Below are 26,770 nucleotides of genomic sequence, written 5' to 3'. Positions count from 1 at the left end.
CCCTTCGCCCGCGCCGACGACTGGATCGCCGGCACCGGCCAGGCCCCCTCGCCCGCCGCGCTGCGCGCCTTCGTGCCGCAAGCCGGCGCCACGGCGCCCTCGCAGGCCATCCGCGCGCTGCTCGACAAGGCCCTGGCGGGTCGCGAGCTGGCCGAGGACGAGATCGCGCGCCTGTTCGACGCCCAGGGCGCCGACCTGCACGCGGTGATGGCAGCCGCCGACCGCCTGCGCCACGACACCGTGGGCGATGCGGTCACTCACGTGCGCAACTGCAACATCAACTACACCAACATCTGCCAGCACCGCTGCGGCTTCTGCGCCTTCGCCAAGAGCCACGCCGCCTCCACGCTGCGCGGCCCGGCCTACCGGCTCGAAGCCGAGCAGGTCGCCGCCCGTGCGCTCGAAGCCTGGGCGCGCGGCGCCACCGAGGTGTGCATGCAGGGCGGCATTCACCCGCACTACACCGGCGACACCTACCTCGAGCTGCTGGCGGCGGTGAAGCGCGCGACGCCCGACATGCACATCCATGCCTTCTCGCCGCTGGAGATCCGTCACGGCGCCGCCACCCTGGGCCTGTCGCTGCACGACTACCTGTGCCGCCTGCGCGACGCCGGCCTGCGCACCCTGCCGGGCACGGCGGCGGAGATCCTCGACGACGAGGTGCGCGCCATCATCTGCCCGGACAAGCTCGACAGCGCGCAATGGCTCGAGGTGATGGAGGCTGCGCACGCAGTCGGCATGCGCAGCACCGCGACCATCATGTTCGGCCATGTGGATGCGCCGCGGCACTGGGCGCGCCACCTGCTCGCCATCCGCCGCCTGCAGGCGAAGACCGGTGGCTTCACCGAGTTCGTACCGCTGCCCTTCGTGCATATGGAGTCGCCGCTGTGGCACAAGGGCCGCGCCCGCTCCGGCCCGACGCTGCGCGAATCGGTGCTGATGCACGCGGTCGCCCGCCTGGTGCTGCATCCGCTGATCCCGAACATCCAGACCTCGTGGGTCAAGATGGGCGCCGAAGGCGCGGCGCTGTGCCTGCAGGCTGGCGCCAACGACCTCGGCGGCACGCTGATGTACGAATCGATCACGCGCGCCGCGGGCGGCGCCAACGGCCAGTTGATGGAGACCGCCGACCTGCGCGCGATTGCGGCGCGCTGCGAACGTCCGCTGCGACAGCGCAGCACGCTCTATGAGGCGGTGCCGCCCGCGGCCGATCGGGCCGCAGTCGGACCACCCCAACACCCGCGGCAGGTGCATAGGCTGCACGCGACCGCCTGAACCCCCACGCTCCACGCAGTACCGAACCGCGCCTCCCCGGCGGCGCGGCCGGCCCCCTACGTCCCTAGATCCCGCAACAAGCTGGAGAATCCATGACACTCACCCACCTGCAACGGCTCGAAGCCGAAAGCATCCACATCCTGCGCGAGGTCGTCGCCGAAGCCGACAACCCGGTGATGCTCTACTCCATCGGCAAGGACAGCGCGGTCATGCTGCACCTGGCGATGAAGGCCTTCTACCCGGCCGTGCCGCCCTTCCCGCTGCTGCACGTCGATACGCGCTGGAAATTCCAGGAGATGTACCGCTTCCGCACCCGCATGGCGCAGGAGACGGGCATGGACCTGCTGGTGCACATCAACCCCGAGGGTGTGGAGAAGGACATCAACCCCTTCACCCACGGCTCGGCGATCCACACCGACATCATGAAGACCGAGGGCCTCAAGCAGGCGCTCGACCAGTACGGCTTCGACGTCGCCTTCGGCGGTGCGCGCCGCGACGAGGAGAAGTCGCGCGCCAAGGAGCGCGTGTTCTCGTTCCGCACCGCGCAGCACCGCTGGGACCCGAAGAACCAGCGCCCTGAGCTGTGGAAGCTCTACAACGCCAGAAAGCACAAGGGCGAGTCGATCCGCGTGTTCCCGCTGTCGAACTGGACCGAGCTCGACATCTGGCAGTACATCTACCTCGAGAACATCCCCATCGTGCCGCTGTACTACGCCGCCGAGCGCCCGGTGGTCGAGCGCGACGGCACGCTGATCATGGTCGACGACCACCGCATGCCCTTGAAGCCCGGCGAGGTGCCGATGATGAAGAAGGTGCGCTTCCGCACCCTGGGCTGCTACCCGCTGACCGGCGCGGTGGAGTCCGAGGCCGACACGCTGCCGGCGATCATCCAGGAAATGCTGCTCACCAAGACCTCCGAGCGCCAGGGCCGGGTGATCGACCACGATTCCGCCGCTTCCATGGAAAAGAAGAAACAAGAGGGGTATTTCTGACATGGCACACGTTTCCGACCTCATCGCCACCGACATCGAGCAGTACCTGAAGGCGCACGAACACAAGAGCCTGCTGCGCTTCATCACCTGCGGCAGCGTGGATGACGGCAAGAGCACGCTGATCGGCCGCCTGCTCTACGAATCGAAGATGCTGTTCGAGGACCAGCTTGCCGCGGTCGAGGCCGACTCGAAGAAGTTCGGCACCCAGGGCGACCAGATCGACTTCGCGCTGCTGGTCGATGGCCTGGCGGCCGAGCGCGAGCAGGGCATCACGATCGACGTGGCCTACCGCTTCTTCTCCACCGACAAGCGCAAGTTCATCGTCGCCGACACCCCGGGACACGAGCAGTACACCCGCAACATGGTCACCGGCGCTTCCACGGCGGATGTGGCGATCCTGATGGTCGATGCGCGCAGGGGCATCCTCACCCAGACGCGCCGCCACAGCTACCTGGTGTCGCTGCTGGGCATCCGCCACATCGTGGTGGCGATCAACAAGATGGATCTGGTCGACTACTCGGAGAAGGTCTTCCGCGACATCCGCGAGGACTACACCGCCTTCGCCGCACAGATCGGCCTCGAGGACGTGAGCTTCATCCCGCTGTCGGCCTTCAGGGGCGACAACATCATCGAGCCCAGCAGCGCGATGCCCTGGTACCACGGCAGTACGCTGATGGCCTACCTGGAAACGGTCGAGATCGACGACGCACGCATGCAGCGCGCGCCCTTCCGCCTCCCGGTGCAGTGGGTCAACCGCCCCAACCTGGATTTCCGCGGCTTCGCCGGCCAGGTGGCGAGCGGCGTGATCCGCCCGGGCGACCGCATCCGCGTGCAGCCCTCGGGGCGCGAGAGCACGGTGGCGCGCATCGTCACCCACGGCGGCGACCTGGCGCAGGCCGTCTCCGGCCAGTCGGTGACGCTGACGCTGGCCGACGAGATCGACATCTCGCGCGGCGACGTCATCTCCACGGTGGAAGCGCCCGCCGAGGTGGCCGACCAGTTCGAGACCACGCTGGTGTGGATGCACGACGAGCCGATGCTGCCCGGCCGCCCCTACCTGCTCAAGATCGGCGCCAAGACGGTCACGGCCACGATCACCGACATCAAGTACCAGGTGAACGTGAACACGCTCGAGCACGTCGCGGCCAAGAAGCTGGAACTGAACGCGATCGGCGTGTGCAACATCAGCCTCGACCGTCCGATCGCCTTCGATGCCTACCGCGACAACCGCGACACCGGCGGCTTCATCCTCGTCGACCGGCTGTCCAACAACACCGTCGGTGCTGGCCTGCTGCACTTCGCGCTGCGCCGGGCACACAACATCCACCTGCAACACGTTGACGTGAACAAGCAGGCGCGTGCTGCGCTCAAGAACCAGCACGGTTGCGTGCTCTGGTTCACCGGCCTGTCGGGTGCGGGCAAGTCCTCGATCGCCAACCTGGTCGAGAAGAAGCTGCACGCGCTGGGCCACCACACTTACCTGCTCGACGGTGACAACGTGCGCCACGGGCTGAACAAGGACCTCGGCTTCACCGACGCCGATCGCGTCGAGAACATCCGCCGCGTGGCCGAAGTCGCAAAGCTGATGGTGGATGCCGGCCTCATCGTGCTCACCGCCTTCATCTCGCCCTTCAAGTCCGAACGCCGTATGGCGCGCGGCCTGGTCGAAGAGGGTGAGTTCGTCGAGGTCTTTGTCGACACCCCGCTCGAAGTCGCCGAGGCACGCGACGTGAAGGGCCTCTACAAGAAGGCCCGGCGCGGCGAGCTGAAGAACTTCACTGGCATCGACTCGCCCTACGAGGCGCCGGAGAACCCCGAGCTGCGGCTGACCACGCCCCAGCTCTCCCTCGACGCGGCCGCCGACGCGGTCATCGCCACCCTGCGCCTGCGCGGCGTGATCGCCGACTGAAGACAGCGGGCCCCGCCGGGGCCCGCCCCACCAACGCGAACTGGAACAAACATGACCAAGACCTCCGATCTACGCGCCCTGCTCGACGCCTTGTTGCCAATCGCCCGCGCCGCCGGCGACGAGATCATGCGGATCTACGCCACCGATTTCGCGGTACGCGGCAAGACCGACGCCTCCCCTGTGACCGAGGCCGACGAGCGCGCCGAAGCCCTGATCCTGCCCGCGCTCGCCCGCCTCAGCCCGGACATTCCGGTGGTCTCCGAGGAGGAAGCCGCGGCCGGGCGCATTCCCGCGGTGGGCGAGCGCTTCTGGCTGGTCGATCCGCTCGACGGCACCAAGGAGTTCATCAGCCGCAATGGCGAATTCACCGTGAACATCGCGCTCATCGAGCACGGTGCCCCCATGCTCGGCGTCGTCTTCGCCCCCGCCCTCGACCGCCTGTTCGCCGGCGCAGCCGGGATCGGCGCGACGGTGGAGGACAAGGGCGTGCGCCGCACGATCGCGTGCCGCACACCGCCCGCCGAAGGCCTCACCGTGGTGGCCAGCCGCTCGCACGGCGACGCAGAGGCGCTCGCCGCCTTCCTGGCAGGGCGCAAGGTCGCCAGCCAGACCAACGCCGGCTCCTCGCTCAAGCTGTGCCTGGTTGCCGCCGGCGAGGCCGATGTCTATCCGCGCCTGGGCCGCACCATGGAGTGGGACATCGCCGCCGGCGACGCCGTGCTGCGCGCCGCCGGCGGCATCGTCCGCACGCTCGACGGCACCACCCTGCGTTATGGCAAGGCCGATTTCGCCAACCCCCACTTCGCCGCCTGGGGCACGACCGCCGCGGCCTAGCGCAACAAAAACCGAGCAAGGCTCAGTTTATGCGAAAGGGAATCTGAAGCAGCCTGCAAGCCACTGTTTACAAGACGCTTTGAATCCACCCGCCGTTCGCCTCCGTACATCGAAAGCGAGTAGCCAGGCGGTGGATGGCTTGCTCCAATGACCACGTCACGCGAAGGAAAGCCCATGGCCTCCCACCACTCTCCACTGCGCCGCAGCCCGACCCAATCCCGAGCGACCGCGACCCTGCGTGCGATTCGCGAAGCGGCGCTGCGCATTCTCAAGGAGGAGGGGCATGCACGCCTGACCACCAACCGTATCGCCGAGGTTGCGGGGGTCAGCATCGGCAGCCTTTACCAGTACTACACCGACAAGCACGCCATCGCGGCCGACATCTGCAATGCGCTACTGACCTCGGAGCTCGACGAGATCAAGCGGCTCGACCGCCAGGCAATCGCCCTGGCGGAGAACTCGCTCGATGCGACGCTGGCCTTCTTCGTGGAGGAACAGGTTGCGCGCCACCGCCGCCTGTACCTGCAACTGCAGGACTTCTACCTCGAGATCCACTGGAAGTACGACTTCGAGGCCTATTCACGCAAGCGCTACCCCAACAAGCCAAGCACTGCCGAGTGGCTGCCGTCCGCCCTCGGACGCCACAAGGACGCGTTGCGGGTGAACAACTTCGCGCTCGCCGCGCAGATGGTGGCCAACGCGCTCGAAGGCACGATCCACGCCACGCTCGACCGCAACCCGGACCTGATCCTGACCCAGGACTTCGTCGACGAGCTGCACGCCATGCTCGTCCGCTATCTCAAGAAGATGCCCGGCGAAGGCATCCCGAACGACTAAGGAGACCCCCTTGCTGTACTACTTCGACTTCACCGTCTGGTTCAAGCTGCTGCGCCTCGTCGGCCAGGAGCCCAACTCGCGCCGGGGGCGCGGGCTGTACAAGCTCCTGCTGCTGCATGTGCCACTGCGCGCCGCGTTCACCGCCGTGTGCTTCTTCCTCGACGGCATCCTGTTCCCCGGCCTGTGGCGCACGCGCGTCAAGACGCCGGTCTTCATCATCGGCCACGCGCGCAGCGGCACCACGCTCGCCCACCGGCTGATGGATGCCGACGAGCGTTTCTCCACCTTCAAGTACTACGAGCTGCTGCTGCCCTCGCTGCTGCAGAAGAAGCTCGTGCGCCTGGCCGCATGGATCGACGCCCACCTGCTCGGCCGCGCGCTGGAGCGCAGGCTGCAGGCCTGGGAGAAGCGCAAGTTCGGCCCCATGCAGCACATCCACAAGATGGGCCTGACCATCCCGGAAGAAGACGACCTGCTGTACTTCAACTCCTGCGCATCGGGCTTCTGGCTGACCAAGCTGCCCTACATGAGCGAGCTCGACTTCTTCCACATCGACCAGCGCCCGGCCGCGAGCCGGCGCCGGATGATGAAGTTCTACAAGGAATGCGTGCGCCGCCAGCTCTACCTGAACGGCAGCGACCGCATCCACCTCAGCAAGAACCCCACCTACTGCGGTCGCGTCGAGTCCCTGATCGAAGCCTTTCCCGATGCGCGCTTCGTGATCCTCTACCGCAACCCGCACGAGACCATCCCCAGCCTGCTCAAGCTGCTCAACGTGGGCTGGAAGCTGCAGGGCAACCTGTCGGAGGACCGCATCCGCGAATCCAACCAGGTGATGACCGGACTCTCCTACGAGTCCTACCTGCATCCGCTCACGGTGCTGGAACGCCACCCCGAGACCCCGCGTGCAGTCATCGACTACCGCCGCCTGACCACCGACCCGAAGGGCACGATCGAGGACGTCTATCGCGATCTCGGGCTCGACATCTCCCCCGCCTTTGCGAGCTTCCTGGAGGCCGAGGCCGCCCGTACCCGCAAGCACGAAACCGAACACCGCTACAGCCTGGCCGAATTCGGCCTCGACGACGCCGAGATCCGCGCGCGGCTGGCGCCGCTGTTCGAGCAATTCCACTGGGACGAAGACGTCCCCGCCGCCCAACACAAGGACAAGGAAAAGGAGCTGGCCCATGCATGAGCCCAACCCCCGGCACGATGCCGTCTTCGAGGCCGTCAAGGCCCACGTCGAGCCCCGCGACCCAGAGACACGCGACGCCGCAGTCCAGCTGCGCCAGGCCTGGGACGGCATGATCGCGCAGCTGCAGGACGCCCGCGATGCCATCGACGACCCCAAGCTGTGGCCCCCGCCCGCCACGCCGCGCAACCTCGCCGAAGGCTACCGCTACGTGCTCGGCTTCCTGTACGGCTCGATCTCGCGCTGTCTCGGTCCGACGCCGGAGTTCCCTTACTTCGTGCGCGCCATCCAGCCGCTCAACCGCTCGACCATCGACAACTGCGACGCTCTCTACCTGATGGCGCCGATCGACGGCAACTACAGCTACACCATCCGCGGTCGCGCCGCCGACACCAGCGCCTGGCGCGGCGGCAAGGCGCCGGCCGGGGTGCGCAAGGCCCCGCACTACGTGATCTTCGAGACGCCCAGCGGCTACTCGGGCGAAAGCGGCAGCCTCAAGGAGATGACCCCCGGCTCGCGCATCAACTGCGCGGAGCTGGACTGCACCGAGCTCAAGGTGGAGGCCGACGGCCGCTTCGAGATCCTGCTCGCGCCCGAGAAGCCGCCCGGCTACGAGGGCAACTTCATGCTCACCCGCGCCAGCCGCACGCGCAAGCAGAAGGACGGCAGCAGCGTCACGCGCGAGTACGTGAGCCAGCTGGTGATGCTGCGCGAGCTGTTCTCCGACTGGGAGAACGAGGACCTGCTCGAGCTCTTCATCTACCGCAACGACCTGCTCGGCAAGCCGATGCCGGCCTACACGCCCGAGGTCGCCGCCAAGCAGATCGCAGACATCGGCCGCTTCACCCGCAACCAGGTGCACTTCTGGAACGAGTTCTACGCCGTCGTGTGCGAGTGCTACGGCGACATGAACGGCGACGGCCAGTGCTTCATGCCGCGCAACGACTTCAACAAGCCCAACGCCGCCTCGCTCGCCACCGCCGGCGGCATGGCCACCAACGTGTATTGCGGCGGCATCTTCGAGCTGGCAGCCGACGAGGCCCTGGTGGTCGAGATGCACCAGCCGGTGGAGCCGGTGTACATCGGCTTCAGCCTGGGCAACATGTGGGGCGAATCGCTGGACTTCGCCAACTACCAGAGCAGCCTCGGCGGCCTGCAGGCGCACCGCGATGCCGACAACGTCTTCCGCCTGGTGGTCTCGCACACCGACCCGGGCATCGCCAACTGGCTCGACACCACCGGCCAGCCCGAGGGCTACATGGCGATACGCTGGGCCTACCCGGTCAAGCCCATGGACAACCTGCCCTGGGCCACGGCGAAGAAGGTGCCGCTTGCCGAGCTGCGCCAGCACCTGCCGGCCGACACCCGCCTGATCTCGCCCGAGGAGCGCCGGCAGCAGATCGCGATCCGCCAGGAACACGTGCAGCGCCGCTACCGCCAGCACTGACAAGGAGCCCCGCATGCCCCACACCCTCAAGGACAAGGTGGCGATCGTCACCGGCGCCAGCCGCGGCATCGGCGCGGCGATCGCCGAACGCTTCGCCGCCGAAGGCGCCAAGGTCGTGCTCGTGGCGCGCACCGGCGAACCCGGCGGCAAGCTGCCCGGCTCGCTGGACGAGACCGCGGCGCGCATCCGCACGACGGGCGGCGACTGCCTGTGCGTGCAGGCTGACCTGGCCAGCGCCGCCGACCGCGAGCGCATCATGGGCGAAACGCTAGGTCATTACGGCGGCATCGACATCCTGGTCAACAACGCCGCCTGGGCGCGTTTCGGCGCGGGTTACGCACAGTCGCCGGAGCGCGTCCAGCTCGCCTATGCGGTCAACCTGTTCGCGCCCCACCACCTCGCCCAGCTCGCCATCCCGGCGATGAAGGCGCGCGGCGGCGGCTGGATCCTCAACCTGTCGAGCGCGACCAGCACCCGCCCCGGCCCGGCACCCTACGACCCGAAGGAACGCGCCTACCGCTTCCACACCACCCACTCGCCCACGCTCTACGGCTCGACCAAGGCCGCGCTCGAGCGCCTGAGCACCGGCATGGCGATGGAGCTCGCCGCCGACAACATCGCGGTGAACACGCTTGCCCCGGTGGAGGCCGTCGCCAGCGAGGGCGCGCTCGTCAGCGGCTCGATCGACGACCTCGCCCATATGGAGCCGGTGGAAGCCATGGCCGAAGCGGCCCTGGCCTTGTGCTCGCGCCCGCAGGCCGCGCTGTCGGGCCGGGTGGCGCTGAGCCTGCCGCTGCTGCGCGAGCTCGGCCTGCCCGTGATGCGCCTCGATGGCGCCGGCCCGCTGCCCGATTTCAAGCTTTGACCCTTGCCCAGGACTCCCCCCATGTTCGAGATCTTCGCCTCCACCCCTGAAAACCTGAACCTGGCCGACATGGGCGCTTTCGCCCGCCGCGTCGAAGCCATGGGCTACGACGGCCTGTTCGTGTCCGACGCGATCCACGACGGCCTGCTGCTCGCCTGCCAGGCGCTGTCCGCAACCTCGAAACTCAAGGTCGGCACCTCGGTGCTGATCGTCTTCCCACGCAGCCCGATGAACGTCGCGCTGGCGGCCTGGGACCTGCAGAAGATGTCGGGCGGCCGCTTCGAGCTCGGCATGGGCACGCAGATCAAGCAGAACATCGAGGATCGCTACTCGGCGCGCTGGCTGCCGCCGGCCGCCGGCATGCGCGAATACGTGGGCGCGCTGCGTGCCATCTTCCACGCCTTCCGCACCGGCGAGCGGCTCGAGTACATCGGCGAGCACTACAAGTTCACCCGCCTGCAGCCCTTCTTCAACCCGGGGCCGATCGATGCCCCGGACGTGCCGCTGATGCTCGGCGCGGTCGGCCCGAAGATGCTGGAGCTGGTCGGCAAGACCGCCGACGGCATCCACACCCATCCGACCAACACCTCGGTGCGTTACCTGAAGGAAGTGATCCTGCCGCAGATCGCGGTCGGCACCGCACAGCGCGACCCCGGGCGCGCCAAGCCCTTCATCAGCGCCAGCCAGTTCGTTGCCACCGGGCCGGACGACGCCACCGTCGCCGCCGAGCGCGAACGCTTCCGCGACATGCTCGCCTTCCTGTTCTCCACCCCGGCCTACTGGGCCAGCCTGGAGCTGTTCGGCTGGCAGCACGTCGGCGAACAGCTGCTTGCGCTCACCCGCGAGGGGCGCTGGAATGACATGCCCGGCGTATTCACCGACGAGGTGCTCGACACCTTCCTGGTGTCCGGCCGCTACGACCAGTTGCCGGAGCAGCTCGCCGCGCGCTTCGGCGGCCTGGTCGACCGCATCACGCTCACGGTGCCGACCGACCCGGCGAACGACGCGGCGGCAGCGGAAGCGATCAAGGCCATCCGCGCCGGCACCTGAGCGGCGCGGGCGGCGGAGGTTCGCGGCAGGCGGGCGAGGCGCCCTCTCAGGCCTCGACCCGCAGCGGCGCGACGCTGTTCAGCAGGATGCGAACCAGCTCGGTCTGCCGCCGCACCCCGGTCTTCGAGAAGATCGCGCGCAGGTGGGCACGCGCGGTATTGCGGCGAATCCCCAGCGCCTCCGCAGCCTCCTCGAGCGAGGCCCCATCGGCCAGCTTGAGCGCGACGGCGGTCTCCGTCGGGGTGAGGTTGAAGAGCTGGCGCACTGCCTCCGCGTCTGCCAGCGTGCGGCCCGCCGGGTCGCGTACGTACAACACCACAACCGGCCTGCCACGCCCGCCCGCCCACTCACCCGGCGGCAACACCTCGACGACGATGCCCAGGTGCGGCTGACCCGATGGCCGCGATATCGACAAGGCCTCGGCCACGGCCGGCTGGCACGAGGCATGTCGTGCGAAGGCGCCGCGTATCAGGTTCTGCAGCGCGCGGTTGTCACTCGGATAGAAGGCCTCGAGCCGGCCTCCGGCCACTTTGAGGCCGTCGCCATTGGCAAGGATGTCACGCGCAATCGGGTTCTGGTCGAACACCCGGCCGCGCTCATCGAGGACGACCGTGCCGACGGACAGGCGGCCCATCGCGCTGGAGTACATCCCGCCCAGGGACTCCTTCCGGCGCAGCTGATTGTGCAGTTGCAGCGCACGGCGCAAATGCGGCAGCAGGGCCTGACAACGCGCGCGGTCGCGCTCGCTGAACGCGGGCGCGGACTCCGGGCGCGTGATCCGCAGCGGCAGACGCCCCGCCCCTGCGATCGAGATATCCACCGACATGACGTGAAAGACATCGTGCGGCCTGCACGACTGCTGAAAGTAGGCCGAGCGCCGCCAGTCCGAGCTCGCCATCAGGTCATCGACGACATGGATCCGGTCCGCCGCCAGGTTCGCGAACGGCGTAAGGTCGTCACGGGCGGGCTCGAAGCGCGCGCTCCCGCCTTCGGCTCCGTCGCCGACCCAGACGATCAGCCCCGGGTCTTCAAGCGATGCCTCGCGCAGGATCAGGGTCAGGAAATTCGCGGCGAACAGGCCTCTCATTTCCTGCAGTGCATCCACCCATTTCTGGTGATCCATTGCGGATGCATAAATGATGCTCACGATGCGATCGTGATGCGCGATGTCCATGTCCGCCGCACGAAAGACCGCGGACGCATCGTGCGCGCTCACGCCATCACCTCAATCTCTAGCCTGCAATCGAGCCCGACATTCATGGAAGGACTATTCCCAAGCCCCCGGTGCAGCTCATCGTCCATCCGGACGATAAGGCCCTCGTCCCCTTTCACGATGTCACATCCGAGCCAGGACCCAACAATCGTCCGGAGCCGGCAGCTTGCCGCTCGAAACTTCAACAGGGGGTCGTGAGACATGCTCGATTTCGATGGAAGGACAATCTTGGTCACCGGTGGCGGTGCGGGTATCGGGCGGGCGACCGTCGAGAAATTCGCCGGCCTGAAGGCGAAGCTACGGGTGATCGAATCGGACGCGGCACGCGCGGCCGACGTGGAAGCCTGGCTCGCCGACCAGGGCGACGGACACCGGGTCTTCCATGGCGACGTGACCAGACCGGACGACGTCGTGCGCGTGTTCGCCGAACTGACCGCGACGGACGGTGCGCTCGACGTCCTGGTGAACAACGTCGGCGACTCGCTGCAGATGGCAAAACCCTTCGAAGCGTATTCGGATGCGGAGATCGACCGTCTCTACGGGACGAACCTGCGCCAGGTATTCGAGGTGACGCGCTGCGCCTTGCCGCTGCTGAAGGCTCATCGAAGCCCGACCGCAAGCATCGTCAATCTATCGACCATCGAAGCCTTCCGCGGCGTCCCCAACCTGGCGTTCTACTCGGCCTTCAAGACCGCGCTGGCCGGCTTTACCAAGAGCCTCGCCGTCGAGCTGGGTAGCCACGGCATCCGCATCAACCAGGTCGCCCCCGAAGCGACCGAGACCGCCCAGTTGCCCCTTTCGCAGTTCATCAAGCCCGAGTACCGCGAACGCCTGTCGGACTGGGTACCCCTGGGCCGCTATGGCACGGCCGCGGAGATCGCCGACGCTGTCGTCTATCTGGCCAGCGACATGGCGAGCTGGGTCAGCGGCACAACGCTGCATGTGGACGGCGGCGCCCTCGCGGCCAGCGGCTGGTACCGCACGCCGCAAGGCGGCTGGACCATCGCACCGGTCATCCAGACCAACGGTTTCAATTTCTGAGGAGACACACAAGCATGAAGACTCTCGTCGTCGGTGGTACCGGCCTGTTGGGCGGACACGCAGCCTTGCACCTGAAAGCGCAAGGGTTCGACGTCACGATCGCATCGCGGACAGCCCCCGAGGCCCCGCTGCTCGCTGCACTTCCATTCATCAGCATCGACTACACGAAAGCCACCGCCCCATCGGTGCTGAAAGGATTCGATGCGCTGCTGTTCTGCGCCGGCCAGGACATTCGCCATGTCGATCTCGGGCAGTCCCTGGACGAGCAATGGCACGAGCGCAACACCGTCGCCATCCCGCGCTTCTTCGCTGCCGCACGCGATGCGGGCATGCGCCGTGCAGTCCTGCTGGGCAGCTTCTATCCGCAAATGGCACCCGAGCTGATCGAGACGATTCCTTACGTCCGCTCCCGCCATCTGTCGGATGTCGGTGTACGCGCCCTGAACTCGGCCAGATTCGAAGTCGTGTCGGTCAACGCGCCCTTCATGGTCGGCCACGTGCCGGGCCTGCCGAACCCGATGTTCGAAGCCTACGTCGCCTATGCCAAGGGGCAGCTGCCCGATGTGCCGGTATTCGGGCCGAAGGGCGGCACCAACTTCATGTCGGTGGGCGCGCTGTCCGAAGCACTGCACCAGGCGCTGCTCAAGGGCACACCCGGCAAGGCCTATCTGGTCGGCGACGAGAATCTGAGCTTCGCCGAGTACTTCAGCCTGTTCTTCGAGGCCGTCGGCAATCCACAGCCGGTCCCCGAGCTCGACCAGGAACACCCGCTCCTGCCGGACGTCGCCATCTATACCGGGCGCGGCAACTACGCACGCTACGAGCCCGACATGTCCCTGGCCTATCGCCGCAATGACGTGAAGGCTGCCGTGCGCGCCTTGGTCGAGCAGATCAACGCATAGGGTCGGTTCGCGGTCGCATGCGCATGGCAAATGCGACCGCAACCGCGAAGCTCAGCGCCAGCAGCAGGAAGGCCTGCGCATAGGCCTGGAACAGCCCGCCCGTTCCCGCGCCCTCCACCGCCGCGCGCCACTCCACGAACACCGCCACCACCGCCACGCCCAGCACCCCGCCCAGCTGGCGGGTGTAGTTGCTCACCATCGACGCCTGCCCCATCAGCGCGGGCGCGACACGGGCCATGGTGGCCACCATCAGCGCCGGCACCGTCAGCCCGAGGCCAAGCCGGCCGAGCAGGCTGAAGGCGATCACTTCGGCATAGCTGATCTCACCGCCCCGCCAGGCGAACAGCACGAAGGACAGCCCGAACAGCGCCAGCCCCCACACCGTGATCCAGCGCGGCGAATGGCGATCGGTCAGTACGCCAGCGAGCGGGATCACGACGGCGAGCAGGATGCCCGAGGGCAGCAGGGCCAGCCCGGCATAGGTGGCGTCGTAGCCGAGCGCGCTCTGCAGGAAGACGGGGATCAGATAGGTGGAAGCGTAAAGCCCGAAGCCGTACACGACGGTGACCAGTGCCGCCATCGCAAAGCTGCGCTCGGCAAACAGATCGAGCGACACGATGGGCGCCGCGGCACGCCGGGCATGGCGCACGAAAGCGACGACACACAGCATCGACAGCGCCAGCAGGGCCAGCGTGCGCGCCGCAAGCAGGCCATGGCCGCGCAGGCTGGCGATGAAATCGATCGCCAACAGCGAGGCCGCACACAGGATCGCCACGCCCAACCAGTCGAAAGGCCGCGGCGGCGACGGTTCGTGGCGCGGCAGCAGGTACAGGCCCATGATGCCGGCAACGACGCAGAACGGCAGGCTCATCAGGAAGATCGACGGCCAGCCGAAGCGGTCGAGCAGCACGCCCGCCAGCGCAGGCGCCACCGCTGGCGCCAGCACGATGCCGAAGCCCAGCATGCCATGCGCCCGCCCCTGGCTCCCGGCCGGGAACAGGCGCATCACCGCCAGCATCGGCAAGGGCTGCAGCAGCCCCGCAGCCACTCCCTGCACGATGCGCATGGCGACGACGAAGCTGAAGCTGTCGCCCAGCGCACCGGCAACGCTGCTGGCCCCAAGCACCAGATTGGCACCGAGGAAGAGGCGCCGGAAGCCGATGCGGTCCAGCACCCAGGGCGTGGGCAGCATGGCCACGGTGAGCGCGGCCATGCTGCCCGTGATCGCCCACTGCACCTGATGCTGACCCAAGCCGAAGAACGCACCCAGCGCCGGAACCGCGACGTTGAAGCTCGTCGTCGCCAGCACCGCGGCGATGGTGCCCAGCCCCACCACCGTCAGCGCCAGCCATTTGAAGGCCGGGCCATGCTGGGCGCGCAGCTCTTCGCCCGTCCGGACCTGAGGCAGCCAGCGCACGCGCAGGGTGCCTCAGGCCTCGATCATGCTCAGGTCGCCGTAGCGCTGCACGTGGAAGTCGCCGTCGCCCAGGCTGGCCTGTGCGACGCGGATGCGCTTGAGGTGGAGACCGACGTCGAGCTCGTCGGTGACACCCATGCCGCCGTGCATCTGCACCGCCTCGCGGCTGATGCGGTGGGCCGCGTCGCCGGCCTTCCACTTGGCGAGGCTGGCCATGCGCGCGCGTGCGGCGGCGTCGAGCGCCGGGTCGTCCATCGCCGCCAGCCCGGCCATCACCGCGCTGCGTGCGAGCTGCAGGTGGGCGTAGCACCACGCGGCGCGGTGCTGCAGGGCCTGGAAGCTGCCGATCGGTACGTCGAACTGCACGCGCGTCTTCAGGTACTCGACGGTGGTGTCGAACAGGCTCTGCGTGGCGCCCAGCAGCTCGGCCGCCAGGCACACCCGGCCGCGGTCCAGCGCCGCGTCGAGCGCGGCGAAGCCCTCGCCCTCCGCGCCCAGCAGCGCTGCGGCGTCGACACGCACCTCGTTCAGCACCAGCGTGGCGTAGTTGCGCGAGTCCAGCGTCTTCATCGGCGACAGCTGCACGCCGACCGCATCGGCGGCGACGATGAACAGGCTGATGCCGCCCCGCTCGCCTGGCTGGCCGCCCGTACGCGCAGCGACGATGAAGGCATCCGCCCCCACGCCGTCGGCGACGAAGGCCTTGCTGCCGGTGAGCACGTAGCCATCGCCTGCGCGCGTGGCGCGCAGCGCGACCGCGGCCGGGTCGTGGCGCGGCGTTTCGTCCACCGCCAGCGCGATGCGCTTGTCGCCACCGATCAGCGCCGCCATCCACTCCGCCTGCTGCGCTTCGGAGCCGGCGAGCTCGATCACCGAACCGCCGAGCACGACGCTCGACAGCAGCGGCGAGGCCGACAGGTTGCGGCCGATCTGCTCGAACACCGCACCCAGGCCCTTGCAGCCAAAGGCGAGGCCACCGAGCGCCTCGGGGAAGGGAATCGCGCTCCAGCCCATGTCGACCATCTCGCGCCACAGCGCGGCATCGAAGCCCCCTGCCACATCCTCATCGCGCAGCTTGCGCTGGGCGGTGACCGGGCTCTTCGCCATCAGGAACTCGGCGGCGGTGTCGGCCAGCAGTTGCTGCTCTTCGGAATAAACCAGACTCATGACGCGCTGCTCCTCACTTACCCTGCTTGCCGCCGTTGCCGCTGTTGCCTTCGGGCAACTCCAGCACGCGCTTGGCGATCACGTTCAACTGCACCTCGGACGAGCCGCCGGCGATGGTCTGCGCAAAGCTGCCCAGCCACGCCTTGGTGAGCGCCAGCTCCTGCGCCTCGAAGGCGTCGCCTTCCCAGCCCAGGGCGCGGTGGCCGAGCACGTCGACCAGCACCTCGAACTTGTCCTTCTCCTGTTCGGAGTGCACCAGCTTCATGATCGACATCAGCCCGGACACGTTCTTGCGCGCACGCGCTTCCTCGCCCATGCGCTGGGCGGTGAGGCTGTAGGCCATCTCGTCCATCGCCGTCGCATACACGCGCTGGCGCAGCGCAACGTCGGCCGGCGAGGACGCATCCTGCGCCGGCAGGTAGTTGCCGGCAATCGACAGCAGGTCGAAGTGGGTCGGCAAGGCGAACTCGCCGAACTTGGACATCGCCCGCCGCTCGTGCTGCAGGAGCGCCTTGGCCAGGGTCCAGCCGCCGTTGAGCGGGCCGATGAGCTGGCCCTTGGGCACCTTCACGTTGTCGAAGAAGACCTGGCAGAAGGACGACTTGCCGCTGATGAGGTCGATCGGCCGCGCCTCGATGCCCGGCGAGGCCATGTCGACCACCAGCAGGCTGATGCCCTGCTGCTTGGGCACGTCGGGGTTGGTGCGCACCAGCATGTACATCCAGTCGGACTTGTCGCCGTAGGAGGTCCAGATCTTGGTGCCATTGACCACGAAGTGGTCGCCGGCATCGACCGCGCTGGTCTTGAGGCTGGCAAGGTCGGAGCCGGCGTTGGGCTCGGAGAAGCCCTGGCACCAGCGGATCTCGCCGCGCGCCATCGGCGGCAGCAGCTCGCGCTTCTGTGCCTCGCTACCGAACTCGAGGATCACCGGGCCCAGCATCCAGATGCCGAGGTTGATCTGCGGCGGGCGGCAGCGCAGGCGGCGCATTTCGGCCTCGAGCACCGCGTTCTGCTCCGGCGTCAGCCCGCCGCCGCCATACTCGGCCGGCCAGTCGGGGCAGAACCAGCCCTTGTCGCGCATGCGCTCGAACCACAGGCGCTGGTCCTCGTGCTTGAACTCGACCGTGCGCCCGCCCCATACCAGCTCGCCGTCGGGCATCGCGGTGCGCATCGAGGGCGGGCAGTTGGCCTCGAGCCAGGCCCGGGTCTCGCGGCGGAAATCTTCGAGGGTGCTCATGTCTTCTTCCTGTGCGGGGTTCAGCGCGAACGCGGCATGCCGAGGCCGAACTGTGCCACCAGTTCGCGCTGGATCTCGTTGGTGCCGCCGCCGAAGGTCAGCGTGACCGAGGCGCGCACTTCGTACTCGAGCTCGCCGAGCAGGGCGGCTGCGGCCGAGCCTTCGCGCACCAGGCCGCTGGCGCCGACGATCTCGGACAGCTTGCGCAGGATATCGACCACCGACTCCGAACCGTACACCTTGGTGGCCGAAGCCAGCGCCACGTCCATGTGGCCGCGCTCGAGGTCGGCGGCGATGCGGAAGTTGATCAGCCGCATGGCCTCGATCTTTGCGTAGCACTCGGCGAGCAGGCTGCGCACCCAGGCCGCATCGACCGCGCGGCGGCCGTTCTCGTCCCGGGCCTTGGCCCACAGCAGTACGCGGCGGAACAGGGCGACGACCTTGTCCGACCACGAGCCCAGGCCCAGGCGTTCGTGGTTGAGCTGGGCGGTGATCAGCTTCCAGCCGCCGTTGAGCTCACCCACCAGCATGTCCCTGGGCACCTTGACGTTGTCGTAATAGGTGGCGGCGGTGGGGTTGCTGCAGGTGGGGATGACGGTGTGCGAGAAGCCTTCGGCCGTGGTGTCCAGGATCAGGATGGACACGCCCTTGTGGCGCGGCAGGTTGGGGTCGGTGCGCGCGGCGAGCCAGACGTAGTCGGCGGCCTCGGCGCCCGAGGTCCACAGCTTGTTGCCGTTGACCACGAAGTGGTCGCCTTCGAGCCGCGCGCTGGTCTTGAGCGTGGCGAGGTCTGAGCCCGCCTCCGGCTCCGAATAACCGATGGCGAACATGATCTCGCCGGCGGCGATGCCGGGCAGGAACTTCTTCTTCTGCAGCTCGGTGCCCGCCTCCATCAGCGCCGGGCCGACCGTGCTGATGGTGACGAAGGGCAGCGGCGCGCCGGCGATGTTGGCCTCTTCAAAGAAGATCAGCTGCTCGGTGGCGGCATAGCCCTGGCCGCCGTGCTCCTTGGGCCAGCCCACCGCCAGCCAGCCGTCCGCGCCCATCTTGCGGATGGTGTTGCGGTACAGCTCGCCGCCTTCCTTGCCGCGCAGCTCGCTGCGCAGCTCGGGGGTCATCAGGGTCTGGAAGTAATCGCGCACCTTCAGGCGCAGCGCGTGTTGTTCCGGGGTCAGATCGACGAACATCGTTCGTTCTCCTTCGCTCAGGCGACGCCGAGGATGAGGCCGCTGGTGGGCACGCCGGTACCGGCGGTGACCAGCACGTTCTCGACATCGGCCACCTGGTTGGCGGCCGTGCCACGTACCTGGCGCACCGCCTCGGCGACGCCGTTCATGCCGTGGATGTAGGCCTCGCCGAGCTGGCCGCCGTGGGTGTTGATCGGCAGCTTGCCGCCGCGGGCATGCTCGCCGGCACGGATGAAGTCCTTCGCCTCGCCACGCTTGCAGAAGCCGAACTCTTCCAGCTGCGGCAGCACGAAGGGGGTGAAGTGGTCGTAGATGACGGCGGTCTGGAAGGCGTCGGGGCCGAGGCCGGACTGGGCGTAGAGCTCCTTGGCCACCACGCCCATCTCCGGCAGGCCGGTGATGTCGTCGCGGTAGTAGGAGGTCATGCTCTGCTGGCCTTCGGTGATGCCCTGCGAGCCGGCCTTGATGATGACCGGCTTCTGCTTGAGGTCACGGGCGCGCTCGGCCGAGGTGATGACCATCGCCACCGCACCGTCGGATTCCTGGCAGCAGTCGAGCAGACGCAGCGGCTCAGCGATCCACTTCGAGGCCTGGTGATCTTCCAGCGTGATCGGCTTGCCGTAGAAGAAGGCGGCCGGGTTGGTGGCGGCGAAGTCGCGCACGGCGACCGACACGCGGCCGAAGTCCTCGCTGGTGGCGCCGTATTCGTGCATGTAACGCTGGGCGAACATGCCCACCCAGGCGGCCGGGGTGTGGAAGCCGTAGGGCATGTACCAGCCGTAGTTCACGTTCTCGAAGATCGGCGTGTCGCCAAAGCCGTAGGTGCCGGTGCCGAAGCGGTACCACGAACGCTCGTTCATCGCGCGGAACACCACCACCACCTTGGCCAGGCCGGTGGCCACCGCCATCGCGGCATGCACCACCGGCGCGCAGGCGGCGCCGCCGCCGTGCGGGATCTGCGAGAAGAACTTGACGTTCTTGCAGCCGAGCAGGCGCGCGATCTCGTAGTCGGGCACCTTGTCCATGGTGTAGGACGAGAAGCCTTCGACCTCGGAGGGGTCGATGCCGGCATCGGCCAGCGCGGCCAGGGTGGATTCCATGGCCAGGCGCAGCTCGGTGCGGCCGGAGTTCTTGGAGAATTCGGTCGCGCCCAGGCCAACGATGGCGGCGCGGCCGGAAAGGGACATATCCGTCATGTGTTCGGTTCTCCGCGTGTCAGGGCAGCACCAGCGTGGCCGTGCCGGTCACGTGGCTGCCCATCGAGTTCTTGCCCTTGAGGGCGACGTCCACCTCGCGGCTGGCCGCATCGGTGCGGACGACCTCGCCGCTGAAAGTCATGGTGTCGCCCGGGTAGTTGGGCGCGCCGAGCTTGATCCGGAGATCCTTGAAGCGCGCCGCCGGACCGGCCCAGCCTTCCACGAAGCGCTGGGTGAGGCCGCTGGTGGTGAGGATGTTCATGAACACGTGCGGCGAGCCGAGCTGCTGGGCGGCTTCCATGTCGTGGTGGCCGGGGAAGTAGTCGCGGGTGGCGATCGCCGCCGAGGCGATCAGCGTCGTGGTGATCGGGATCGCCAGCTCGGGCAGCGCCTCGCCGAGGCGCACGTCGTCAAAGCGCTTGCTGTTCTTCGAGGTCATATTTCCATCCCAGCTTGTCGTTGTTGGCGAGCCAGTCGCCGAGTCGTTCGAGCGTGGCGGCGCTGCCGCCCAGGGTGATGCCGAGCGCGCGGCTCCAGTACAGGTAGCGGTGGATCGGGTAGGTCAGATCGACGCCGATGCCGCCATGCACGTGCTGCGCCTTGTGGCCAACGAGGTGGCCGCATTCGCTGGCGAGGTACTTGACCGCCAGCGCCTCGGACGGCGACGGCAGGCCGGCATCCAGGCGATACACCAGCTGCCACAGCGCGGAGCGCAGCGCCTCGATGGCGATGTGGGCGTCGGCCATGCTCATCTGCACGGCCTGGAAGGTGGCGATGGCGCGGTCGAACTGGCGGCGGTCGTTGATGTACTCGACCGTGCGGCGTACCTGCTCGGTGCTCACGCCCAGCTGCAGCGCGGCCAGCGCGGCGATCGCTCGCTGCTCCAGCCAGGGCAGCGCGGCCTCGGGCAGCACTGCGTCCGCCGCAAGGCGGTGGGCGTTGAAGCCGAGGTCGGCGACCGCCTCGCGATGCGTGAACACGCCCGGTACTTTCTCGATGCCGGCTGCACGCAGGTCCACCGACACCAGGCGGGGGCCGTCGTCGGTCTCGGCCAGCAGCAGCGCGCGGCACACTTCCGCACCCAGCGCCACGGCGGCCACCTTGCCATCCAGCACCCAGCCGTCGCCCTCGCGGCGGGCATTGAGCGCGATGCCGTGGGCACGCGCCGCGGCACCGAGCGCCAGCGTGATCATCAGCTTGCTCTCGGCGGCGGCCGTAGCGACCTCGGTCCCGCTGGCGCCACCGAAGCGCGCCAGCGTGGCGGCGGCGAGCTGGTGGCGCCACAGCGGCACATGGCCGAGGCCGCGCCCCTGGGCCTCGAGCACCAGCATCAGCTCGGTCATGCCCAGCCCGCTGCCGCCCGCTTGCTCGGGAATGGCCAGCGCATGCAGGCCGGTTTCGACGCACTGCTTCCACAGGTCGGCCATGAAGGGCTCGCCGGCGGTATCGAAGGCGCGCAGGCGGTCGTCGGTGCACAAGTCACCGAACAGGCTGCCTGCCATGTCGGCGATGGCGCGCTGGTCGTCAGTCAGTTGGAAATCCATGCTCTTCTCCTCAGGCCGCAACCGGGCGGAACATCGGCAGGGTCAGCTCGCCGTCGTCGAAGGACTGGAACTCGACCTGCACGCGCTGGCCGATCTTGACCTCGTCGCGCTTGACGCCGACCAGGCCGGCGATCAGGCGCACGCCCTCGTCGAGTTCGATGAGGCCGATCGGGTTGGGATGCTCGAAGGGCGGCACCTCGGGGTAGTGCATGACGACGAAGGAGTAGATGCTGCCCTTGCCGGAAGCCTCGACCGTGTCCCAGTCGAAGGAATGGCACTTGATGCACACCGGCGCAGGCGGATGGCGCAGCGTGCCGCAGCTGGTGCAGCGCTGGATCAGCAGCTTGCCGGCGGCGGCGCCTTCCCAGAAGAAGCGGGTGTCGTCGCTGACGCCCGGCTTGGGACGCTTGAACTTGGGTACCGCAGGCGCCGCGCCCTTCTCCACCGGCTTGGGCACGTTGGCGGGGCGGAACTTGAAGACGCGGAACAGCAGCTGGCCGACCCGCTCGTCGCCACCGGGCTTCTGCGAGAAGAAGCTCATGATGAGGGTGACGAAGTAGCCGGTGCCGAGCGCGGTGGTCTTCTCCTCGCCGACCGCATCCAGGCGGGTCGTGTAGTAGAGCTTTTCACCCAGCGTCACGTAGCGCTCGAAGCTGAGGTCGGAATTCACCGCCACCACCGAGGGGTAGCCGTGCGCTTCCATGATCTTGAGCACTTCGTAAGGGTTTTCGTCAGTCGAACCCGGCGCGTAGTTATTCATTTGCAGGCCTTCGAGACACCAGGCCTGCAGCATTGCCGGCGGCGCCACGATGCCGCCGAACTCGGTGGTGGCGGCGTAATCCGCATCGAGGTAGAGCGGGTTATCGACGCCCATCACCTCGCACCACTGGCGGATCATCGGCGCGTTGACCTCGTCCCAGGCGTAGACGCGACCGTACTCGCGACCCACCTTGGCACGCACTTCGGACATCCATTCCTGTTCAGCCAAGTTCGTCTCCTGCTGTTGTGTGAGGCGCGCCCGATCGACGGCGGCGCCTGCGGGACCCTGCCGCGACCAGCGGCGCGCATGCATCTGGTGATGCGTCGCAGCTTTTCGCAGCGCTTGCAGCGAGTCTAAGAGCAGGACCCTCGGCGACACTTCGTCTGAACGGACGATGGACAAGGCAAGCGAAACCCGACATTCGGCAGCGAACCGGGTGCCGATCGCCGGCCTCCGTTTCCGAGCCCGCTTTAGTCCCATCGGACGATGTGTCCCCACCCCCCGGGCCCGACCATCCGCCCGACAGAACAAGGCGGCGCGCATCCGCATGCGCTGCATACGGAGACAGCCCATGGATTCACGTACCGACACGCGCTCAGCCTGGGCGGTGTATGCCGCGCTGCTGTTCGGCACCTTCATCACCATCGAGGCTGCCGCCTTCCAGGCCCCTGCGCTGCCGAGCGTGACCCGGCATTTCGGCATCCCGGTGAACATGTCGGCGCTGATCCTGATCCTGTACTCGCTGGCACTGACCGTGTTCGCGCCGATCATGGGCCGCCTGGGCGACCAGTACGGGCGCAAGCGGGTGATCACGATCGGCATGCTGGTGTTCGCAGTGTCGGAGTTCGCCGCCGCCTGGGCGCCCAACTTCGGGTTCTTCCTCGGCGCCCGCTTCGTCCAGGGCCTGGGCGCGGCCTGCATCCTGCCCGGCGTGTTCGCGTATGCGGCGCACCTGTTCCCAGACAACAAGCGCGGCCTGGCGCTGGGCATCCTCGCCTTCACGATGACTTTCGGCGCGGCCTCGGGCGGCCTGCTCGGCGGCCTGCTGATCGACCGCCTGGGCTGGCCCAGCGTGTACTGGATCAGCGGTGCGCTCACCCTGGTCGGCCTCGTCCCCGTGCGCATGCTGGTGCCCGAGATCGCCCCCGCCAAGCACCAGGCCGCCTTCGACTACACCGGTGCGATGCTGCTGTTTGCCGTCATCGCCTCGCTGCTGTCGCTGCCCACCTGGGCAACCAACTTCGGCAAGGAATCGCCCATCACCTGGGCCATCGTGGTCGTGGGCATCAGCGCGCTGGTGGTGCTGTGGCGCCACAGCAAGCGCGCGCCGAACCCGGTGATCGACCTCGGCATCCTGTCGCGCGGCGCCTTCGCCACGCCCTCGGCGATCTACTGGCTGCACATGATCTTCTCCAGCGGCGTCGTCTACTCGCTGGCCTTCTTCATCAACAGCCGCCCGGGCGGCACGGCCGCGCAGTTCGGCTTCGTCACCCTGTTCCTGTACGGCAGCGGGCTCATCAGCTCGCCGATCGCAGGCAAGCTGGTCGACCGCATCGAGCCGCGCGTGCTGGTCATCATCGCCATGCTCGCCAGCCTGGGCGGCACCCTGCTCTTCCTCAACATCGACGTCACCACGCCGCTGTGGATGGTGATCGCGGTAGCCTGCATCATGGGCCTGTCGATCGGCTGCAACACCCCGGCGATCATGAAGCTGGCCCTGGGCGCGGTGCCCGCCAAGAACATGGGCGCCGGCAGCGGCCTGTTCAGCATGTTCCGCGACCTCGGCAGCCCCACCGGCTCGTCGCTGTCGCTGGCGGTGTTCGGCGCCAGCCTGGCCTACGCCACGCAGGACGCAATCAGCCGCCAGACCGAAGCGCTAGGGCTCGACACGGCGAGCCTGGAGGCGCTGGCCCGCGCCGCAGGGAGCCGGGCTCGCGAGCTGCCCGCCGAAGTCGCCACCCGCCTGGGCGAGGCCGGCCTGTCGGCCAACACCGTGCTCGCCGAAGCCAACATCGCCGGCCTGAATACCGCCCTCACCAACGTGGGCTACATGCTCCTCGGCCTCATCGGCCTGGCACTGGTCCTGAGCCTGCGCCTGGCGCGCACGCGCGCGGCGGCGGTGACGGGGGACGCGCAGGCGCGGGTGGGTTGAGAGGATGCTTGGGAAATGCCCGGTCAAGCGACGTCGCGGCGCGCGCTGCCGGACCAGAGACTCAGGCGCCGGAAAGCGGCTTTCCGTCGTGGGTGATACTCAGGACACCGTCGGTCGTGAAGTTGAGCGCGATGCTGTCGTAGTGACGATTTGCGGAGAAGAGATAGTGGTACTTCGCGACCACAGCGTCGATCTGGGTCTGCGATGTGGCCGCCGCGTATTCGCGCTGGAAGGGAATGGACTTGTTCATCTCAACCACATGCGACGTCAGCGCTGAAGTCGTGCGTAAGGCCCGCTCCATCGCCGGGTTGTCTTTCAGGGCCTGTTTGAACTCCGCCGCATAGGGGTAATCAGCCGGCAGCTCGATCTGCCCCATGCTGTCGTATGTCATGCTCGCTGGTGGCGTCGGGATGCCCTTGTCGGCCAGGAAACCCGGCATGTGCGCCGAAAGGTAGTTCGACAGGGCTTCGATGTTCTTCTGGCTCGGAAGCAGTAGCGGCACGGAATCCAGATCCACGCCATCACTGCCCTGTGGCGCGAAGTAGGACTCGATGTCGAGATCCATCCTGCCTTTCGTGGTGTCGAATGCGGTCTTGACGTTGTTACCCGCGGAAACTGCAGGCTTGCCCTGGTTCTCGACACTCGCATAGAGATCGCGTGCAGCCTGAGAGATGCTGACCGTGTCGGCAGTATTTGCCGGCGACGCGGCTGCGTGTTGCCGGTTCGATTGCGAAAGCGCCATCGAAGCGGCATAGAGAAGGACCGACGAAGCGGAATGAACGTTCATGGCACGCCTTTGCATCCGGAATGCACAAAACGAATGCAAATTTCATGCCTGATGGTCATAAAGCGTCATCCTGATTGACTGCACGCCAGCAGCGCCGGCCAACCCCCGCTTCTTAATGGATTGACACCGCTGCCCTTCTGCATGGCAGGGCGAGCCATCGACTGGCACCTCGACCCGGGCCGGTCGAGTGCGTGCTGGCAGGTATCAATTCAGGACGCCGATACGCAAGCGTAGATGATCGATGAGTGATCCAAGAGGCACGGGGTCGTCACACCCCCCCTGCTGGACTAGTCGAGGCGCGAATCGACATTTCGGCACCTGGACATCGAGGTCGAAGACGCGCCAGACACCTCCAAGAAGATCGAGATATGAGCGTCGAGTAGCTGCTTACGGCGATGATGCCGAAGGGGTACTATCGGCCATCAGCCGTCTGTCAATCTTTGCGTGCCTCGGTCATTCGAGCGTCGGGTTGGCCCGGCAAGCTGCCGCTACGACCAAACCCATACTGCGGGGACCCACGAACCTTGCCTACGTCGCCGTTGGTAGTGTTCCGAGGGATGTGCAGTACCCCGGACGCGCTCTGGATCGTCACACGCCCCCTGTGAGTGAAGAGAAGTGAGTACGCGTGCGAAATCGGCCGTGTTAGGATTCGCGGCCATGCGCCGGCTTCTTGTCCTTTTCGTCACGCTGATTTCCCTGCTTTGCCAGTCGATGGCAGTGGCGCGCGTGGACGCGGCCAACAGTTTGCCATCCGATCCGGAGCACGCAGCGCTGCACTGGCAGGCGACGGGTCACCATCACCACCACGACGGTTCGTTCCACCAGGATCAATCGGACGAATCGCTGCAACACGTCTCCGGCGACCACGTTGGCGGTCACGTCGAGTTGCTGTGCTCGATCTCTCACGTGCTCCCGCCTGCAGGCTCGGTCCTGCCGTCCGAGTGGCACGATGCTGCCGTTCCCGGCCCCTTCCCGGACGGCCTGCTCAGGCCGCCTAGTCTGCGCTCCTGAAACCCTGCGTGGCAGGCGTCCCCCCCACGGACCCTGCCCCTGAACCAGCCAGCTCGCACCGTCCCGCTTTCCATCGCTGCGGGCGCGTTCGCGTGCTTGGCTGACCCCCACGCAACTTTCAGGATCATCGTGAGACCATCTTTCTGGCTATCTGCCTGCGTCGTCGCCGGCAGCATGGTCGGTGGGCCTTGCTGGGCCCAGCCGAGTGCTTCCGTGCACGACCGCCCCTTGGCGGCCACCTCCCCCGAGCCTTCCCTTGCGGCCGAGCGCGTGCCGCTGCGTGTCGCACTGGATGCTGCCTGGCAGCGCGCCGTCGTGGCCCGGGAAGCCGAGGGGCAGCTGCGTCGCACCGACGCCGAGCGCCTCGCCTCCCAGTCCCTGTGGGCAGCCCCGCCGTCGCTCACCCTGAGCCATCGCAACGACCGCCTGCAAAGCAATGATGGCGCCCGCGAGACCGAGCTGGGCGTCGCCTTGCCACTGTGGCTCCCCGGCCAGCGTGATGCGCACCAGGGCGTGAGCGCTGCGGCCTCGGCGCAGGCGGCCTCTGCCGAGCAGGCGGCGCGACTGCAACTGGCGGGCGAGTTGCGCGAGCAGGCATGGGCATGGGCCAGCCTCGCGGCCGAGGTCGCGCAGGCCGAGGGCCAGGTCCAGTCCCTGCAGCGGCTTGCGGACGACGTCGGGCGCCGGGTGCGCGCCGGCGAACTGGCCCGCGCCGATGCGCTGGCCGCACAGGCCGAGCACCTGGCGGCCGGGAC

General features: G+C 67.7%; 24 protein-coding genes. 14 read left to right on the top strand and 10 right to left on the bottom strand.

Features of this window, described 5'->3' with window-relative positions; genetic code table 11:
* The 9 genes from cofH to B447_RS19405 all read left to right on the top strand — a co-directional run.
* The coding region (gene cofH, locus B447_RS19445) for a 5-amino-6-(D-ribitylamino)uracil--L-tyrosine 4-hydroxyphenyl transferase CofH (RefSeq protein WP_002944642.1) at nucleotides 1–1,275 on the top strand (1,275 nt) is incomplete at its 5' end.
* Between the two features lie 92 nt (nucleotides 1,276–1,367).
* Nucleotides 1,368–2,267, top strand: a complete 900-nt coding sequence (cysD, locus tag B447_RS19440) for a sulfate adenylyltransferase subunit CysD (protein WP_002925240.1) — start codon at nucleotides 1,368–1,370, stop codon at nucleotides 2,265–2,267.
* A gap of 1 nt (nucleotide 2,268) precedes the next feature.
* A complete protein-coding gene (gene cysN / locus B447_RS19435) occupies nucleotides 2,269–4,176 on the top strand; it encodes a sulfate adenylyltransferase subunit CysN (RefSeq protein ID WP_002944641.1) in 1,908 nt (635 codons plus the stop codon).
* A gap of 51 nt (nucleotides 4,177–4,227) precedes the next feature.
* Nucleotides 4,228–5,010 carry a 3'(2'),5'-bisphosphate nucleotidase CysQ gene (cysQ, locus tag B447_RS19430; protein ID WP_002944639.1) on the top strand — a complete coding sequence of 261 codons (783 nt, stop codon included), beginning with the start codon at nucleotides 4,228–4,230 and terminating at the stop codon, nucleotides 5,008–5,010.
* 174 nt (nucleotides 5,011–5,184) lie between these two features.
* The gene (locus tag B447_RS19425; protein WP_002925257.1) at nucleotides 5,185–5,847 is read left to right on the top strand and encodes a TetR/AcrR family transcriptional regulator; all 663 of its coding nucleotides are present in this window, start codon (nucleotides 5,185–5,187) and stop codon (nucleotides 5,845–5,847) included.
* 10 nt (nucleotides 5,848–5,857) lie between these two features.
* Nucleotides 5,858–7,042 (top strand): sulfotransferase, encoded by a 1,185-nt coding sequence (locus B447_RS19420; protein ID WP_002944637.1) that lies wholly within the window; start codon nucleotides 5,858–5,860, stop codon nucleotides 7,040–7,042.
* Complete coding sequence (locus B447_RS19415) at nucleotides 7,035–8,486, top strand: hypothetical protein (RefSeq protein WP_002925261.1); 1,452 nt, start codon at nucleotides 7,035–7,037, stop codon at nucleotides 8,484–8,486. The genes B447_RS19420 and B447_RS19415 overlap by 8 nt, the downstream gene beginning before the upstream one ends.
* Nucleotides 8,487–8,499: 13 nt before the next feature.
* Entirely contained in the window at nucleotides 8,500–9,351 is an 852-nt protein-coding gene (locus B447_RS19410) for an SDR family NAD(P)-dependent oxidoreductase (protein WP_002925266.1), read from the top strand.
* A gap of 21 nt (nucleotides 9,352–9,372) precedes the next feature.
* Nucleotides 9,373–10,401 carry a TIGR03617 family F420-dependent LLM class oxidoreductase gene (locus B447_RS19405; RefSeq protein ID WP_002944632.1) on the top strand — a complete coding sequence of 343 codons (1,029 nt, stop codon included), beginning with the start codon at nucleotides 9,373–9,375 and terminating at the stop codon, nucleotides 10,399–10,401.
* Between the two features lie 46 nt (nucleotides 10,402–10,447).
* On the opposite strand, the gene B447_RS19400 is transcribed toward B447_RS19405, so the two are convergent.
* On the bottom strand, nucleotides 10,448–11,617 hold the full coding sequence (locus tag B447_RS19400; protein WP_002944630.1) for a helix-turn-helix transcriptional regulator: 1,170 nt from the start codon (nucleotides 11,615–11,617) through the stop codon (nucleotides 10,448–10,450).
* Between the two features lie 198 nt (nucleotides 11,618–11,815).
* Here B447_RS19400 and B447_RS19390 point away from each other — a divergent pair, with 198 nt between their 5' ends.
* Entirely contained in the window at nucleotides 11,816–12,655 is an 840-nt protein-coding gene (locus B447_RS19390; RefSeq protein WP_002925279.1) for an SDR family NAD(P)-dependent oxidoreductase, read from the top strand.
* A 14-nt stretch (nucleotides 12,656–12,669) separates the two neighbouring features.
* Nucleotides 12,670–13,557, top strand: a complete 888-nt coding sequence (locus B447_RS19385) for an NAD-dependent epimerase/dehydratase family protein (protein WP_002944628.1) — start codon at nucleotides 12,670–12,672, stop codon at nucleotides 13,555–13,557.
* Here the strand turns inward: B447_RS19385 and B447_RS19380 are convergent.
* From B447_RS19380 to B447_RS19345, 8 genes are read right to left on the bottom strand one after another with little or no spacing between them, the layout of a single operon-like run.
* Entirely contained in the window at nucleotides 13,547–14,974 is a 1,428-nt protein-coding gene (locus tag B447_RS19380) for a DHA2 family efflux MFS transporter permease subunit (protein WP_002944626.1), read from the bottom strand. The genes B447_RS19385 and B447_RS19380 overlap by 11 nt on opposite strands.
* Before the next feature lie 12 nt (nucleotides 14,975–14,986).
* Complete coding sequence (locus B447_RS19375) at nucleotides 14,987–16,141, bottom strand: acyl-CoA dehydrogenase family protein (protein ID WP_002944622.1); 1,155 nt, start codon at nucleotides 16,139–16,141, stop codon at nucleotides 14,987–14,989.
* Nucleotides 16,142–16,154: 13 nt separating this feature from the next.
* Nucleotides 16,155–17,378: an acyl-CoA dehydrogenase family protein gene (locus tag B447_RS19370; protein ID WP_002944620.1), complete on the bottom strand. Its 1,224-nt coding sequence runs from the start codon at nucleotides 17,376–17,378 to the stop codon at nucleotides 16,155–16,157.
* 20 nt (nucleotides 17,379–17,398) lie between these two features.
* Complete coding sequence (locus B447_RS19365; RefSeq protein ID WP_002944617.1) at nucleotides 17,399–18,565, bottom strand: acyl-CoA dehydrogenase family protein; 1,167 nt, start codon at nucleotides 18,563–18,565, stop codon at nucleotides 17,399–17,401.
* Nucleotides 18,566–18,582: 17 nt separating this feature from the next.
* Entirely contained in the window at nucleotides 18,583–19,761 is a 1,179-nt protein-coding gene (locus B447_RS19360) for a lipid-transfer protein (RefSeq protein WP_002925294.1), read from the bottom strand.
* A gap of 19 nt (nucleotides 19,762–19,780) precedes the next feature.
* On the bottom strand, nucleotides 19,781–20,200 hold the full coding sequence (locus B447_RS19355; RefSeq protein ID WP_002925295.1) for a MaoC family dehydratase: 420 nt from the start codon (nucleotides 20,198–20,200) through the stop codon (nucleotides 19,781–19,783).
* Complete coding sequence (locus B447_RS19350; protein ID WP_002944615.1) at nucleotides 20,172–21,305, bottom strand: acyl-CoA dehydrogenase family protein; 1,134 nt, start codon at nucleotides 21,303–21,305, stop codon at nucleotides 20,172–20,174. The genes B447_RS19355 and B447_RS19350 overlap by 29 nt, the downstream gene beginning before the upstream one ends.
* A gap of 10 nt (nucleotides 21,306–21,315) precedes the next feature.
* On the bottom strand, nucleotides 21,316–22,293 hold the full coding sequence (locus B447_RS19345) for a bifunctional MaoC family dehydratase N-terminal/OB-fold nucleic acid binding domain-containing protein (protein ID WP_232431681.1): 978 nt from the start codon (nucleotides 22,291–22,293) through the stop codon (nucleotides 21,316–21,318).
* Nucleotides 22,294–22,636: 343 nt separating this feature from the next.
* Here B447_RS19345 and B447_RS19340 point away from each other — a divergent pair, with 343 nt between their 5' ends.
* A complete protein-coding gene (locus B447_RS19340) occupies nucleotides 22,637–24,217 on the top strand; it encodes an MFS transporter (protein WP_002944613.1) in 1,581 nt (526 codons plus the stop codon).
* A gap of 61 nt (nucleotides 24,218–24,278) precedes the next feature.
* Here B447_RS19340 and B447_RS19335 read toward each other — a convergent pair whose 3' ends face one another.
* A complete protein-coding gene (locus B447_RS19335) occupies nucleotides 24,279–25,004 on the bottom strand; it encodes a hypothetical protein (protein ID WP_002944612.1) in 726 nt (241 codons plus the stop codon).
* A gap of 657 nt (nucleotides 25,005–25,661) precedes the next feature.
* On the opposite strand from B447_RS19335, the gene B447_RS19330 reads away from it, so the two are divergent.
* Nucleotides 25,662–26,015: a hypothetical protein gene (locus tag B447_RS19330; RefSeq protein WP_002944609.1), complete on the top strand. Its 354-nt coding sequence runs from the start codon at nucleotides 25,662–25,664 to the stop codon at nucleotides 26,013–26,015.
* Between the two features lie 213 nt (nucleotides 26,016–26,228).
* A partial coding sequence (locus B447_RS19325) for a TolC family protein (RefSeq protein WP_002944607.1) occupies nucleotides 26,229–26,770 on the top strand: 542 nt, incomplete at its 3' end.

Source organism: Thauera sp. 27 (genome assembly GCF_000310125.2).
Classification (GTDB): Bacteria; Pseudomonadota; Gammaproteobacteria; order Burkholderiales; family Rhodocyclaceae; genus Thauera; species Thauera mechernichensis.
This window is presented reverse-complemented; position numbering and strand designations above follow the sequence as displayed.